11 protein-coding genes are annotated in these 15,311 nt (G+C 38.4%); 8 read left to right on the forward strand and 3 right to left on the reverse strand.

The genetic code is table 11. The annotated features are described in order from the left end of the window. Nucleotides 1-7 precede the first annotated feature (7 nt). Both astA and FFU37_RS20105 read right to left on the reverse strand, forming a co-directional pair. A complete protein-coding gene (gene astA / locus FFU37_RS20100; protein WP_138490431.1) occupies nucleotides 8-1,042 on the reverse strand; it encodes an arginine N-succinyltransferase in 1,035 nt (344 codons plus the stop codon). Between the two features lie 50 nt (nucleotides 1,043-1,092). Then, nucleotides 1,093-2,298 (reverse strand): aspartate aminotransferase family protein, encoded by a 1,206-nt coding sequence (locus FFU37_RS20105; RefSeq protein ID WP_138490432.1) that lies wholly within the window; start codon nucleotides 2,296-2,298, stop codon nucleotides 1,093-1,095. 194 nt (nucleotides 2,299-2,492) lie between these two features. Here FFU37_RS20105 and FFU37_RS20110 point away from each other — a divergent pair, with 194 nt between their 5' ends. From FFU37_RS20110 to FFU37_RS20120, 3 genes are all read left to right on the forward strand, one after another. Then, nucleotides 2,493-2,921, forward strand: a complete 429-nt coding sequence (locus FFU37_RS20110; protein WP_002958609.1) for an Lrp/AsnC family transcriptional regulator — start codon at nucleotides 2,493-2,495, stop codon at nucleotides 2,919-2,921. Between the two features lie 267 nt (nucleotides 2,922-3,188). Next, nucleotides 3,189-3,563, forward strand: a complete 375-nt coding sequence (locus tag FFU37_RS20115; protein WP_033020651.1) for a hypothetical protein — start codon at nucleotides 3,189-3,191, stop codon at nucleotides 3,561-3,563. A gap of 101 nt (nucleotides 3,564-3,664) precedes the next feature. Beyond that, nucleotides 3,665-4,834, forward strand: coding sequence for a cache domain-containing protein (locus FFU37_RS20120; protein WP_138490433.1), 1,170 nt, complete (start codon nucleotides 3,665-3,667; stop codon nucleotides 4,832-4,834). 57 nt (nucleotides 4,835-4,891) lie between these two features. Here the strand turns inward: FFU37_RS20120 and FFU37_RS20125 are convergent, their stop codons facing one another. After that, complete coding sequence (locus tag FFU37_RS20125) at nucleotides 4,892-5,824, reverse strand: hypothetical protein (RefSeq protein WP_039487606.1); 933 nt, start codon at nucleotides 5,822-5,824, stop codon at nucleotides 4,892-4,894. Nucleotides 5,825-6,210: 386 nt separating this feature from the next. Between FFU37_RS20125 and FFU37_RS20130 the strand changes: the two genes are divergently transcribed. The 5 genes from FFU37_RS20130 to FFU37_RS20150 are packed head-to-tail and all read left to right on the forward strand — an operon-like array spanning nucleotide 6,211 to nucleotide 15,311. Beyond that, the gene (locus FFU37_RS20130) at nucleotides 6,211-6,513 is read left to right on the forward strand and encodes an isoamylase early set domain-containing protein (protein ID WP_002958606.1); all 303 of its coding nucleotides are present in this window, start codon (nucleotides 6,211-6,213) and stop codon (nucleotides 6,511-6,513) included. 9 nt (nucleotides 6,514-6,522) lie between these two features. After that, nucleotides 6,523-8,517 (forward strand): 4-alpha-glucanotransferase, encoded by a 1,995-nt coding sequence (gene malQ, locus FFU37_RS20135; RefSeq protein WP_138490434.1) that lies wholly within the window; start codon nucleotides 6,523-6,525, stop codon nucleotides 8,515-8,517. Next, nucleotides 8,518-10,725, forward strand: a complete 2,208-nt coding sequence (gene glgB, locus FFU37_RS20140; protein WP_138490435.1) for a 1,4-alpha-glucan branching protein GlgB — start codon at nucleotides 8,518-8,520, stop codon at nucleotides 10,723-10,725. Next, nucleotides 10,718-12,781, forward strand: a complete 2,064-nt coding sequence (gene glgX / locus FFU37_RS20145) for a glycogen debranching protein GlgX (protein ID WP_138490436.1) — start codon at nucleotides 10,718-10,720, stop codon at nucleotides 12,779-12,781. The genes glgB and glgX overlap by 8 nt, the downstream gene beginning before the upstream one ends. Next, nucleotides 12,774-15,311 (forward strand): glycogen/starch/alpha-glucan phosphorylase, encoded by a 2,538-nt coding sequence (locus FFU37_RS20150; RefSeq protein WP_138490437.1) that lies wholly within the window; start codon nucleotides 12,774-12,776, stop codon nucleotides 15,309-15,311. The genes glgX and FFU37_RS20150 overlap by 8 nt, the downstream gene beginning before the upstream one ends.

Genomic DNA, 15,311 nt, shown 5'->3' on the forward strand with positions numbered 1-15,311 from the left:
AAATTATTTACAGGCGGAAAAATCGCGCTGCATCTCCTTGGCTTAAATTAAGCGCATTAGCCACATCTTGGCTAATGACGAGGGTATGTTTTGCATGATTGTAATGTGCTTCTTTGGTAAATGTTGCTCTAAAGCCACTTACGCCTTGATTACATACAGCCAGCGTATCAGAGCTATTTTGTGATATGTGATCAAGCTCGCCAATCGTAACAGGGCAAACTTGAGAGTCACGAATGCTGCGAATATTACCAAGCTTTGCTTCAACTGTTGGGCCTGCATCAAATAAGTCAACGTAGCCTCTGTGCTCAAAACCTTCCTTTTCTAATAGTTTTAGCGCAGGTTTTGTTTTTTCATGCACATGCCCAATCACTGCTTGGGCTTTTTTACTAAGCAAGTTCACATAAATAGGGTATTTAGGCATTAACTCGCTAATAAACACCTTATCGCCTAAGCCAACTAAGTGATCCGCTTGTGGAAATTCGATACTAAAAAAGTGCTCTTGTAGCCATTGCCAAAAAGGAGAATGACCGTCTTCGTCGCTAACACCGCGCATTTCTGCGATAACAGTATCGGCAAAACGCTCGCTGTGCTGAGCCATAAACAAAAAGCGTGAACGAGATAAAAATCGACCCGTTAGGCCTTTACGGCTATTTTCGCGCAAAAATAATGTACATATTTCTGAGCAACCAGTGTAGTCGTTACACATGCTTAAAATATCAACGGTGTTATATACATTTAAAGTAGGCGAGTGGTGTACTGTTTTACCCAAATGATAATGATATAAAGGCACCGATAAACCTACTGCGGCTTCTATAGCGGTTGTGCCAATAACGTCACCTGTTTCACTGTCTTCTAAAACAAATAAATAGCTTTCATCAAGTGGCTGGTTAATGTTTTTTGCAAAGCTTTTTTCAGCACGTTCAATTTTTTCTTTAAGCTGTGTATCGTCCACAGGTAAAGAGGTAAACCCATGACCGGATTCAATCGCTATTTGTTTAAGCGCGTCAAAATCATTGGCAGTAATAGGACGTAATACTTGCATTTATTGCTTGCTCCAATAGCACGCCTGTAGGCGTGCTAATTTAAACTATATTAACCGTTTACTACATCGCTAACGGCTTTTTCAAAGCGCGCTAAGCCTTCTTTAATATCTTCAAACGGGATAACTAAAGACGGTGTAAAACGAATTACATTCATGCCCGCTACAAGGTTCATTAAACCATTATTAGCACTTGCTACTAAAAAGTCGCGTGCGCGGCCTTCAAATTTGTCATTTAGTACTGCGCCAATTAATAAGCCTTTACCACGTACTTCGCTAAATACGTTGTATTTTTCGTTAATTGCGTTTAATCCGTCACGGAATAATTGCTCGCGCTCTTTAACACCGTTTAGTACGTCTGGTGTATTGACTGTATCAAATGCCGCTTCGGCCACAGCACAAGCAAGTGCGTTTCCGCCATAAGTAGAACCGTGAGTACCAATTTTTAAATGCTCAGCAATAGGTGTACGAGTGATCATAGCGCCAATAGGAAAACCACCACCCAATGCTTTTGCCGTTGTTAAAATGTCAGGAACAACCCCTAAACCTTCATAAGCGTATAAATCGCCTGTGCGACCAACACCCGTTTGTACTTCATCAAAAATAAGTAACGCGTTATGTTTAGTACAAAGTTCGCGTACTTTTTTAGCAAATTCATCTGTTGGTGAAATAATACCGCCTTCACCTTGTAATGGTTCCATCATAACAGCACATGTTTTATCGCTGAACAGCGCTTCAAATGCCGTTATATCGTTAAAATCACAATGTACTATGTCAGCAGGTTTTGGACCAAAGCCATCTGAATAAGCCGCTTGCCCGCCCACAGTTACTGTAAAGAATGTGCGACCATGAAAACCTTTATTAAATGCAATAATTTGCGTTTTTTCAGCGCCATATACGTCCAATGCATAACGACGAGCTAATTTAAGCGCGGCTTCGTTTGCTTCTGCGCCTGAGTTTGCAAAGTAAACTTTATCAGCAAATGTTGCTTCAACCATTTTTTGAGCTAAACGAAGTGCTGGCTCATTGGTCATAACATTTGATAAATGCCAAATTTTTTCGCCTTGCTCTTTTAATGCTTTAACTAATGCAGGATGACAGTGACCCAAACAGTTAACGGCAATACCACCTGCAAAATCAATGAACTCATTGTTATTTTGATCCCAAACGCGTGAACCTTCACCACGAACTGGGATAATTGCTGATGGGTTATAGTTTGGTACCATTACGTCGTTAAATAAGTCTCTTGTTACTTGCATTTTTACACCTAAATTTAATGGGCTTAGATAAAAGATTAGTTGCTAACTCAAAGAAGAATATAGCCTTTATTCTTCAGCAAACACGTTATTATTCCTGTTAGGTGCCATTATCGAAGGTTAGTAGTAAAAATTGCAGTGCTATTTTGTGAAAAATGATTAAAATAAAAAGCAAAATAACGAAGCAAATTACCATTATGATAACTCCACAAGATGAAAAGCTACTTTCTGTACTAAAAACAAACGCTAGAGCGAGTATTTCTGATCTTGCGCGAATGCTTGACTTATCTCGTTCAACTGTACAAAGCCGTATGCTCAAATTAGAAGAAACCGGTGTGATTAAAGGTTACAGCGTTGATTACGGTGACGACTACCTTAGTAAAATGGTATCAGCTCATGTGTCTATAAAAGTAAGACAAAAATTAACGACTAAAACAAACATTGAGCTTAAGCAAATTGATGCTATTTCACAGCTATATGCCATAAGTGGTGAGTTTGATTTAATTGCGGTGGTACAGGCTCAAAATTTAGAACAGCTTAGTCATTTGTTGGACGATATAGGAAATCTTGATGGGGTGGAGCGCACAACATCTTCTGTTATTTTAGAAACTAAATTTAAGCGTTAATCTCCCTTTTACACTTAAGTCGTTAAATACTGTTTACATATTTAGAGTCACTATAAACATTTCTAAATAAATTGTTTATAGACTCTTGCTTTATTTCGCTTGAGTGATAAAATCAGGTACAGTTTTTAATTGCGTTTTTAGTAATTATATAACAAGGATTTATTTAGTACTTACATGGATGTAGAGAGTCTCACTCCCTCGTATTTATGTAAAAATTCGTACTATTCTATAAAAAATATAATATTAATTATTATTTTAAGGGAAATTATGAAAACGGTTTTTACAGTGATATTATCAATCATACTTATAGGCTATTATTTAACTGCCAAAGCTAGTCATTTTTCTTCAAAGAAGAATACAGAAGTTAATACGTATAGTGATATCTATTTTAAACTCGAAACATCCTCAGTAAATATCAATGAAATAATTGCTGGCGCTACAGATTTTGCTTTAACTATGTGCGCAGATAAAGCTTATCAGGAAGCTTTAGGTAATACTGTTGCTAGCTGCAATTCTCAATTTGAAGAATCTAAAAATGTTTGCTCAAAGCATATTATGAAAAATGCTAAGCAGCACTATACAGACAAAGCTACAGTAACACTGCTAACAGAACGGTTTATTAACTGTGTCAGCGCTGCATAGCGAGGAAAGTAGAGCTGTTACCTAATAATTACAGCAAATAATGCAATTTTAATCTGTTTGGCTACACTTATTTTAATTTGTACATTATTTAGCAATAGATTATGCCCGCATATTTTTTTACTCTTTTATTAGGTTTAACTGAGCCTCTCCAGTTTGGGACAAACTTACCCACCACAGCTCCTAATAATGCAGTCAACCAAGTCGAGTGTATTTTATTTGAAATGGGAGCGCCTTTTCAGCTACAAACCTTGCCATGGTTACGTGCACGTCGAGAAGTAAAGTTAGAGCGCTTAGATGGATATTTCACAACCCATTTAATGCCTGAAATGAAAGCTTATGGACGTATATCATCCCCTATTTTTTTAGAAAGCTGGTACTGGTTTACTCATCCTGAGAGCATTAATAAACCAAAAAATAAAATGCGTTATGGTGCAGTAAGAGGGAGTTATCAAGCAAATTGGTTTAAAACTCAGAATATTATTGCTGAGGTAGAAGTAAATTCATTAGAAGAAATAGTTAATGTAATGCACCATAAACGGATTGATAGAATCCTACTTGATTTAGACGATTTTGAATTAGCAGCCTCTAAGCTAGGCATTAATAAAGACGAGTACCAAAAAGAATTTTTTAGATATGTACCTTTGGGATTATTTGCTTCGCATTCACTTCTCAAACGCCTTCCTGAATTTATGCAGCAGTTCGATGAAAATATAAATACTTGTGCGCAAGCTCCATTTTCACTATCAAAAAGTGAAGAAAAGCAAATACTTGATAGGCTCTACAGTAGCGCTAAAACCTTATTAAACTTACCTAGTTTAGTCGAAGAAGTTCAAATAAGTAATGAGTCTCCTTTGAGTGAGCCTGAAATTAAGAAACGAGACCAGCTATGGATAAAAGAGAGTAAACACGTTGGGCATGCTGATGGGTTAACTATGCTTGATTTACCGTTATCTAAGGTATTTAAAAAATGGCAATCGCAGTTTAAAGGTGTTGTTACTGAGCTTATATTGACTGATAGCCAAGGAAAAAATATAGCAATAAGTAAGTTAACCAGTGATTACTGGCAAGGGGATGAGAATAAGTTTACTAAAATATTTAAACAGTCAAAGGACTATAACTTTGATAGCGTTACATATGATGCATCAACCCATCATTTTCAAGTACAGCTAAGTTTTCCTGTTTTAGATAATAATAATAGTCATATTGGAGTGTTGATTTTAGGTGTTGATGTAGAAAAAGCACTCCATTCGTCAAACGAAAAGAGTAACTAACTCGATACCTTTCATAAGTTAGCTAAGCTTTGGAACTTTTGCTTAGCTAACATTATATTATGGATGTACTTTTTCTGAGGTCGGTTTTTTTCTTATAATTTCTTTTTTGGCTTCATCAAGCTTTATAAAATAAGCATTACCGCCAATACCTTTAAACTCTTCATCTGTAAATACAATAGTATTGTCATCAAAAAAAGTGACAGCCTCTTTTTGAGTTACTATTCCTAAGTCAATTTTTGATACATCGCCAGAAAAAAACTTATCACCCTCAAAATTTTCGAATAACCAAATACTGGTTGAATCAAGTAATATCAGCTTTTTACGATCAGGGCTTAAAGCAGCCGATGTTATCCAGCATAGCTTTTCTAAAGTGGTACATGTTTTAAATGAATCTATTAACTCGGCTTTAAAATTAGCGGCATGATCGCCCACTTTATAAACCTTAGTAATACCATCAAATGGTTCTGTGCGGTTTTTAGTAAATAAATATAAGTGACGTCCTAGAGCTACAAATGCCTCTAAATCAAAATTACGGTTATTAGGCTTTATAGGAGTGCCATCCATTTCGGGGTAGGTAAACTTAATTATTTCTGCTTGAGTCGTATCTGTTTTTATATCTATCGGGTTTTCTATTTTATAAATAGTGAGCCATCTACGATCGTTTTTGTTATTACCAAAATCGCCTAAAAAGAAGTGCCCAAATTTGTTTTGGGTCATGTCTTCCCAATCAATGTTTTTAGCGTTTTCAACTAAAATTTCTTTAGCAATAGAACCGTCTTTATTGAGTCTATATAGCTTTGGTTCGTTGCCTCCGTCGTTAATAGCCCATAAACGTTGCTGTTTATCAAATTCTATTCCTGATATTTCTTTTAATTTAGGATCAACTGAGATTTCTTTTTTACTGTATAGGGTATAAATTGAGGTACCAATAAATGCAGCTACAACTAAAAAAATGATGGTGGTAGTTATTAAAATGGTTTTTTTCAACATGAAATTAATGATATTTCAGAGTATTAGAATGATGTGTATTATCCATGATGAAGTAATATAAAAAAAGTAATTTAGGATTTTAAATTTTCTTCGGATATTTGCAGCTATAAATATTTATATATTGAACTAATGAGGTTTTTAATAGTTTGTTGGTTTGAATATTGCTCTGTATGTTAAGTATCATTTAAAGCGTATTGTATATAAGGTTAATGCACCTTTTTGGTGTAATTGAAATATTATTTGCACTGTAATAAAGCGTAAATAAAGTTTTGTTTAACTAATAACGCGTTTAATAATTTTTAGATGGTTACCACATCGCCTTTTTGTTTAGTTGTATGGCCTGTGGCAAAGATTAAGTACCCTTTTTGGTTTAGTTGGAGCCTGCTATGTTGAATAAACGTTTTTTTAAAACAAAAGATGAAGCTGAAGTTACTTTTGAATTTTCTCATCCAGAGGCAGAAGAAGTTTGCTTATTAGGTGAATTTAATGATTGGCAACCAGTGCCAATGAAGCTTTATAAAAAACAAGGTGTGTTTAAATTTAAGCAACGCTTACCTATCGATCAACAATTTCACTTTCGTTATCTGATTAATGGAGACATTTGGGATAACGACCATCAAGCTGACGGTTATATCGGCAATACTTTTGGCACAGAAAACAGCATAGTAAATACTCAACGCACTAATTAAGGCGATTCAATGGATGCTCTTTCGCAGTTGTTTTACCTGCATGGTATTGGCTTTGAATTCACTAAGTATACAGGTGAACAGGTGTTTTTTAGCGAAGAAACGCGTAAACGTGCTTTGCAATGTTGTGGTGTTGATACAAATAATGAAGCAGGAATAGCTCAACTAACTTATGATTTAGATGCATCGCTTTGGCTGGATTTAGTACCTAGTGTGAGTTTAGTTGAGCAAAGTACATGTTTGTTAAAGCTTCGTATAGATGAACGTCAGCAATATTTAGCCGCTAATATTGATGTCCCTTCACTTGGAATGCACATAGCATTTGACAACCTTTATAACTTGGCCGTCACTGGTGAATATTACTTGCATGGCGTTCGCTATATTGAGCTGGCACTACCCATTGATAATATGCCAATTGGCTATCATGACGCTAATGTTCAGGTAGGTGAGCAACACGCTATTACACAAATTTGGTGCGTGCCTGAGCAAGTCTATCAAGTGGAAGACACAAAGCGCACGGGATTATCTATTCAGCTTTACACATTAAAAAATAGAGCGAATTTGGGTATTGGCGACTTTGACGATTTATTAGCGCTTACAAAACTATGCAGCTCCCAAAACATGGATTACATATTACTTAATCCACTGCATTTGCTATTCGCTGATATGCCAGAGCGAGCCAGTCCTTATAGCCCTAATAGTCGCGCTTTATTAAATCCTCTTTATATTTCCATCGTACTAAGCGAAGACGCAATAAATAACGAAAACCTTGACGCCATTATGCAGCAAGATGATGTCGCTGCACTTATTAAAAGTAATGATCAGTTTATAGATTATGAAAATGTAAGTCGTATAAAGTATACGTTATTTGAAGCGCTTTATAATCAGTTTGAATTAACGGCAAGTGATGAGCGTCGCCAAGCGTTTACTGATTTTTGTAATACTCATTCTACTACGTTAAATACCCTCGAATCAGATAACCTAACATTTGCTTATTACCTGCAATGGCAAGCGCATATGCAACTGGCACTGTGTCAAAAAAGTTGCGCAGAGAGAGGCATGGCTATTGGCTTAATAAACGACTTAGCTGTTGGTTGTGCTGGCGATGGGGCTGAATTTAAAAATCAGCAATCGTTGTTTAGCCAAGGTGCAAGTGTAGGCGCTCCACCCGATCCATGGGCTGAAGCAGGTCAAAATTGGGGCCTCCCAGCCCTCAATCCCCAAAGCCTTAGCAATAATCACTACCAATTTTACCGCTCGCTCATTCGCGCAAACATGCAAAACGTAGGTGGACTTCGAATTGACCACGTAATGGCTATTAGGCGCCTATGGTGGTGCTTTGAAAGCAATGGCGAACAAGACGGCTGTTATGTTTATTATCCGTTTGAGCATTTACTTGCCATTTTAAAAATTGAATCGCATATTAATCAGAGTATTGTTATTGGTGAAGATTTAGGCATCGTACCGCCAGAGGTTAGGAAAGCTTTGGCATCTAGCGGTATTTTTTCCAACAGCTTATTTTATTTTGAGAAACAACACAGTGGAGAGTTTTTATCGGTAGATGAGCTAGCAACACATTGTTTGTTAATGATAGCCAATCACGATGTCCCTCCATTTACAGGCTGGTGGCAACATGATGATTTAGATATTAAGCAACAATATAAGCTTATAACTTGCAATGAATACGAGCAACAAAAGCAACAGCGAATAGAAGAGCAACAAAGGTTACTACGTTTTATTAATCACCATGGCAATACAACTGAGCTTTTATTACATAGTGAAGTAGTGACTGTTTATAGCGCACTTGCATTGTGTTTAGCAGGCTCTCAATCGCGTTTATTTGCAATACAAATAGATGACTTAGATGAGCAGAAGTATCCGGTCAATATCCCCGGAACAGATAAAGAATATCCTAATTGGCGACGTGTATTAACGCATACCAGTGAAGAAATTTTTACCAAAAATGCCTCACTTTTAGCTGCTATCGATTCAATAAGGAAAGGTTAAATGAGCAGTACAACTAATGAAAATAGTTACGATGCACAAGTACACGCATTAAATACAGGGCGATTTAAAGACCCATTTAGCTTCTTAGGGGCACATAAAACGGATGCTGAGGTTGAAATTCGTTTTTATCTACCTTGTGCAATAAGCGTAAGTGTTACAGTAAATAATAAAAGTATTAAGGCGAAACGCTACCAGCAAAGTGACTTATTTATAGCCAAAGTTGATGCTTTGCCCACTGCGCCATATGAATGCATTGCTCAGTACACAGATAGCAGCGTTACCTTTTATGATGAATACAGCTTTGAAAGCACACTTGATGCAGAGGCAATGTATTTATTTAACGAAGGCAGCCTTGAACATGCTTACTCGCATTTTGGTGCACATTTTAGTACTCAACAAAACGTAGACGGTGTGCGTTTTTGTGTATGGGCGCCTAATGCGGCAAGTGTCTCTATTATTGGTGAGTTTAACTTTTGGCAAGCGAATCGCCACTTTATGCGCTTTCATCCTGCAAGTGGTGTATGGGAGTTATTTGTACCAGGCCTTAAAGCTGACATGTGCTACAAATTTGCAATTACCGCGCAAAGTGGAGAGGTGCTCGAAAAAGCCGACCCCTATGCATTTAAAATGCAACAAGCACCTGGCACTGCAAGTGTACTGCAGTATAAACCAGAACCTATAAAGCTTGGCGAGCAGGCACTTCAAAACAGACAAAAGCGTAACCATATTGATGCACCAATTAGTATTTACGAAGTGCACTTAGGCTCATGGCAACGCGCTGAAAACAACCGTTATTTAAGTTACACAGAGCTTGCCGACAAACTCGTTAGCTACGCTCTTGAAATGAATTTTACTCACCTGCAACTTATGCCAATAAGTGAATACCCGTTTGATGGTTCGTGGGGGTATCAGCCTGTTGGATTATTTGCACCTACCAGCCGCTTTGGCGACTACAACAGCTTTAAATACTTTGTAGAGCAGTGCCACAAAGCTAATTTAGGTATTTTACTTGATTGGGTACCAGGGCATTTTCCCAGCGATCCGCATGGCTTACATCGATTTGATGGCACCCATTTATATGAGCATGCTGATAAGCGCCAAGGGTTTCATCCTGATTGGAATACCTACATTTATAACTACGACCGTCCTGAAGTTAAAAGCTTTTTAATATCAAATGCTATGTATTGGCTACATCAATTTGGTTTAGATGGCCTGCGTGTAGATGCCGTAGCCTCTATGTTGTATTTAGATTACAGCCGAAAAGAAGGCGAGTGGGTTGCTAATTGTTACGGTGGGCGTGAAAACTTAGGTGCAATTGAGTGCCTAAAGCAAGTCAATATGCGCAGCTATAAAAACAACCCAGGCATTATGATGGTGGCTGAGGAGTCAACAGCATGGCCGGGTGTAACCCAAAGTGTTGAGCACAACGGTTTAGGCTTTGGTTATAAGTGGAACATGGGTTGGATGAACGATAGTTTGCATTACATGCAGCACGACCCGCTTTATCGTCAGCATCATCATCACGAAATGACTTTTTCGATGGTATACGCGTTTAGTGAAAACTATATATTGCCATTAAGCCACGATGAGGTAGTACACGGTAAAGGCTCGTTAATTGAAAAAATGCCAGGCGATGATTGGCAAAAATTTGCAAATTTACGCGCTTATTACGCATTTATGTGGGCACACCCGGGTAAAAAACTCTTATTTATGGGCGGTGAAATTGCACAGCGAAAAGAGTGGGGGCACGATCATTCTATCGATTGGCATTTACTTGAGCACCAAAGCCATAATGGTATAAAGCAAACGGTAAAAACACTAAATACGGTTTATAAAAACCAACCTGCGTTGTATGAGCTAGATTCGAGCGCGGCTGGTTTTACCTGGATAGATAACAATAACAATCAGCAGAGCATTTTGAGCTTTGTTCGCTATGCTAAAAACGCAAAAAACTTTGTGGTTGTTATTGCTAATTTTACCCCCGCGTCCTATGAAAACTACGTTATTGGCGTACCGAGTAAAGGGCGTTACAAGGTCATTTTAAATACAGATGATACTCAGTTTTTTGGCTCTGGCGTTGAGGTAACTAAAGATTCATCGCAGATAGTTCAGGCAATAAACGAATCAAATCATGGTTTTAAACACAGTATTTCAATTGCCATTGGTGGCTTAACTACTATTTATTTACAAAAGGTTGACGATGAGTAACCGATTTGATGTAGCACCCGGTAATGTAGAACCACTTGGCTCTAGTGTTATTGATAATGGGGTTAACTTCGCGCTTTATGCGCCTGGGGCAAGCCAAGCTTATGTATGCCTGTTTGATAAAAGTGGCCATTCAGAAATACTAAAAATGGCGATGAATATCAACGAAGGGGGTATTTGGAGTATTCATATTTCGCCATTAAACGCCGGTGCGCTTTATGGTTTTAGAGTTGAGGGTGAATATAACCCTAAAAATGGTCAACTGTTTAACGAAAATAAGCTGCTGATAGACCCATATGCAAAAGACTTGTTTGGTGAGTTTACTTGGAGTGAACGCCATTACGGGCAAATGCCAATCGGTACTAAAAGCACTGTAAATAATGCAATTGATATACCTAAATCAAAAGTAGCGGCTCCTACGTTGTATACGCATAAAAAGCCTAATCACCGTTGGTCAAACACGGTTATTTATGAGTGTCATGTGAAAGGTACAACGTGTCGTCATCCTAAAATTCCCAAATCTCTACAAGGAAAGTTTTTAGGGTTAAGCCACCCAAGCTTTATTGAACACTTACAAAGCTTTGGTGTTACAGCCGTTGAGCTTTTGCCTGTTCATTCTTTTATTAGTGAGCAATTTTTAACAGGGAAAGGTTTGCAAAACTACTGGGGTTACAACACGCTTAACTTTTTTACGCCCCATAAAGACTATTTGGTAAACGACGATATAAACGAGTTTAAGCAAATGGTGCAAGAGTTCCATGCTGCAGACATAGAAGTCATATTAGATGTTGTTTACAACCATACAGCTGAAGCAGGGGCGGATGGCCCTATACTATCGCTTAGAGGCTTTGATAACTTAGCCTATTACCGCACAGTAGATGGCCAGCCTGACGTATATATAAACGATACCGGCTGTGGTAATACCATAAATATTGACCACCCTAAAACACTGCAACTTGTACTTGATAGCCTTCGTTATTGGGTTGAAGTAATGGGAGTTGATGGTTTTAGGTTTGATTTAGCGACCATTTTAGGCCGCTCAAAAGCAGGCTTTAGCTCCGCACATACTTTTTTACAAGTAGTTGCCCAAGACCCTGTGCTTAACAAAGTTAAGTTAATAAGTGAGCCTTGGGATATAGGCCCAGGTGGTTATCAGCTTGGTGCATTTCCGCCGCCATGGCGAGAATGGAACGATCAATATCGCGATGTAATTAGACGTTTTTGGCAAAGTGAAACAGGCATTATTGCAAGCGTTGCAAAACGTTTGCATGGATCGTTTGATATTTTTGAGCACAGCCAACGTGGGCCGCTCAATAGCATTAATTTTATAACGAGTCATGATGGTTTTACCCTTGCCGATTTAGTGAGTTATGAGCATAAACATAACGAAGCTAATGGCGAGCAAAATCGAGATGGGCACAGTGCAAATCATTCGTTTAACTGTGGGGTAGAAGGTTTTACCAGCGACTCTAAAATAAACGCACTGCGCTTACAGCAACAAAAGAACTTTTTACTTACTTTAATTCTCTCAAAAGGTGTTCCCATGATTGCTGCTGGCAGCGAAATGGCGCACTCGCAAGGGGGGAATAACAATGCTTATTGCCAAAATAATCGCACTAGTTGGCTTGCCTGGAAAGATTCTCAACTTAATCATTCGTTAACACGATTTATTGATGATGCATTAAAAATTAGACGTGCGCACAGTGCGTTTAAACACAGTGTATTTTTAGATGATATAGACGAGCGTTTTACCGTTAAGTGGTTTACCGAACAAGGTAAAACCATGACTGATACTCACTGGCATGAAGATACCAGGCAGTTTTTAATGTATAGCTTACTTGATAAGCAAAACAATCATGCATTGCTGATTGTATTTAATGCCAGTGAAAAAACAATTTTTTGTCAAATGCCCCCATCGCCAATTAATGCGCCGTGGCAAATGATTCTATCAAGTGTACATAATGCATCTGTGAGCAGTAATGAAGATGCGGTGGTTGAAATTTCAGCACAAAGTAGTTGGGTTTTTAGTGCCAATTTAGAGGATGTTAGTCATGGTTAAACAAAGTGATCAAGTGTGTGTAGTAAAGGGCTGGCAAGAAGGTCCCGTTATTGATGAAAGTACGCTTAAAGATGACTTAACACGGCATTTTTATTATACCCTCGGCCGAGATAAGGTGGGGGAATCGCAGCATTATTTGTATCACGCATTAGCGCTTACTATTCGCGACAGACTTGTGGCTCGCTGCAGAGAAACGAATCAACAAATTAAGCAAGAGAAACGCCGCAAAACGGCTTACCTTTCTCTTGAGTTTTTGATGGGGCGTGCACTAGGTAATGCTGTTTTAAATCTAGATTTAGATGAACAAGTAAGCTCAGCACTACAAGAGTACTGCACAACAATAGAAACAATTGAAGACGCCGAGCACGACGCTGGCTTAGGAAATGGCGGGCTAGGACGCCTTGCAGCCTGCTTTTTAGATAGCTGTGCTAGTTTAGCGTTGCCTGTTATTGGCTATGGCCTACGATACGAATACGGCATGTTTAATCAATCGATTAAAGATGGTAACCAAATTGAGCAACCAGATAACTGGCTACGTGAAGGACATCCATGGGAGCTAAGCGCACCAGAGCATGCAAAACGTGTGAAGTTTGGTGGCTATGTGCAAAGTTACACAGATAAATTTGGCAGAGAGCACCGTCAATGGATGGGCTCACAAGATGTATTAGCTGTACCGTACGATGTACCTGTCCCTGGTTATAAAAACAATATCGTAAATACACTACGTCTGTGGAAATCAGAGGCAACAGATGAATTTAATTTAACCGAATTTAATGCGGGCAGTTATTCAGAAGCCGTCGCACAAAAAAATCTAGCCGAACAGATCACCATGGTGCTGTATCCAAATGACAGCAGCGAAAATGGTAAGGAACTTAGGTTACGCCAACAATACTTTTTATCATCGGCGAGTATTCAAGACGTAGTAGACCAATGGGTTTCCCAACATGGCGAGAGCTTTAGTGACTTTGCTGATTTTCATGTTTTTCAGTTAAACGACACGCACCCAAGTATTGCTGTTGCAGAGCTAATGCGTATTTTAATTGATGATTACGAATTAGATTGGAACGATGCTTGGCAAATCACAACTAAAACCATGGCCTATACAAATCATACGCTACTTCCTGAAGCGCTTGAAAAATGGTCTGTTTCGTTGTTTTCAAAATTATTGCCACGCATTTTAGAAATAGTTTACGAGATAAATGCACGCTTTTTAGCACAAGTGGCACAGCAATGGCCGGGAGATGTTGAAAAGCAACGTGCATTGTCACTGATTGAAGAGGGTGATGAGCCGCAAATTCGTATGGCTTATTTAGCTATTGTAGGTAGTTACTCTGTAAATGGCGTAGCAGCACTTCATACTGAACTGTTAAAAGCGGGATTATTTAAAGAATTTTATGCACTGTGGCCAGATAAGTTTAATAACAAAACAAATGGTGTAACGCCTCGTCGATGGCTTGCGCATTGTAATCCAGTATTAAGTGAATTAATTGGTGAAAAAATTGGCCATGATTGGGTTAAAAACTTCTCAAAAATTAGTGACCTACGTCGTTTTTATGACGACAAGACATTTCATGAGCAGTGGCAAAATGCTAAACGTGAAAACAAACAACGTTTAGTTGATTTAGTTAAGGCGCGCTGCGATATCGATTTTGATGTATCAATGATGTTTGACGTACAAGTAAAACGTATCCACGAATACAAACGTCAGCTATTAAACATACTTCATGTGATTCATTTATATGACCGTATTCGCCGTGAGGATACCCAAGGACTTGTTCCTCGTTGTGTTCTATTAGGTGGTAAAGCAGCGCCAGGTTATTACATGGCTAAAAAAATTATTAAGCTTATTAATAACGTGGCAGAGGTTATAAATAAAGACCCTCAAGCTGCACCATATTTACGCGTCGCATTTTTGCCTAATTACAACGTAACCGCAATGGAAGTTATTTGTCCTGCAACCGATCTCTCAGAGCAAGTATCTACCGCTGGCAAAGAAGCGTCTGGTACTGGCAACATGAAATTTATGATGAATGGTGCATTGACAATAGGCACGCTGGATGGCGCAAACATTGAAATTAGAGATGCTGTTGGTGCTGATAACTTCTTTTTGTTTGGCGCACAAGCGCACGAAATTGACGATATTAAATCACGTTATAATCCAGAGCATTTAATATCGCAAAATAGCGATTTAAAGAATGTAATGCAATTACTCGAGAGCGGGCATTTTAATTTATTTGAGCCATGCTTATTTGACGACATAACAAATGCAATTAAGAGCCCGTACGATCCATGGCTTGTTGCTCACGATTTTGAAAGTTATGTAGCAGCTCAAAAAGAAGTTGATAAAGCTTACGCAGATCAGACCTACTGGACACAAATGAGTATTTTAAATACAGCAGCCAGTGGTATGTTTTCAAGTGACAGGACCATAAGCCAATACAGTGAAGATATTTGGCATTTAGAACCCCTCAATATTAGTGAAACAGACTTAACGACAACTAAAAGCCATGCCACTAACAGCCTAGACTAA

Origin of the sequence: Pseudoalteromonas distincta, from assembly GCF_005877035.1 — a bacterium.
In the GTDB taxonomy this organism is placed as follows: domain Bacteria; phylum Pseudomonadota; class Gammaproteobacteria; order Enterobacterales; family Alteromonadaceae; genus Pseudoalteromonas; species Pseudoalteromonas distincta.

Excerpts from the sequence above, each read along its gene's own strand:
- astA (WP_138490431.1), bottom strand. The coding sequence starts at position 1,042 with ATGCAAGTATTACGTCCTATTACTGCCAATGATTTTGACGCGCTTAAA.
- glgX (WP_138490436.1), top strand. The coding sequence starts at position 10,718 with ATGAGTAACCGATTTGATGTAGCACCCGGTAATGTAGAACCACTTGGC.
- glgB (WP_138490435.1), top strand. The coding sequence starts at position 8,518 with ATGAGCAGTACAACTAATGAAAATAGTTACGATGCACAAGTACACGCA.
- FFU37_RS20125 (WP_039487606.1), bottom strand. The coding sequence starts at position 5,824 with ATGTTGAAAAAAACCATTTTAATAACTACCACCATCATTTTTTTAGTT.
- FFU37_RS20105 (WP_138490432.1), bottom strand. The coding sequence starts at position 2,298 with ATGCAAGTAACAAGAGACTTATTTAACGACGTAATGGTACCAAACTAT.
- FFU37_RS20110 (WP_002958609.1), top strand. The coding sequence starts at position 2,493 with ATGATAACTCCACAAGATGAAAAGCTACTTTCTGTACTAAAAACAAAC.
- FFU37_RS20115 (WP_033020651.1), top strand. The coding sequence starts at position 3,189 with ATGAAAACGGTTTTTACAGTGATATTATCAATCATACTTATAGGCTAT.
- FFU37_RS20120 (WP_138490433.1), top strand. The coding sequence starts at position 3,665 with ATGCCCGCATATTTTTTTACTCTTTTATTAGGTTTAACTGAGCCTCTC.
- FFU37_RS20150 (WP_138490437.1), top strand. The coding sequence starts at position 12,774 with ATGGTTAAACAAAGTGATCAAGTGTGTGTAGTAAAGGGCTGGCAAGAA.
- malQ (WP_138490434.1), top strand. The coding sequence starts at position 6,523 with ATGGATGCTCTTTCGCAGTTGTTTTACCTGCATGGTATTGGCTTTGAA.
- FFU37_RS20130 (WP_002958606.1), top strand. The coding sequence starts at position 6,211 with ATGTTGAATAAACGTTTTTTTAAAACAAAAGATGAAGCTGAAGTTACT.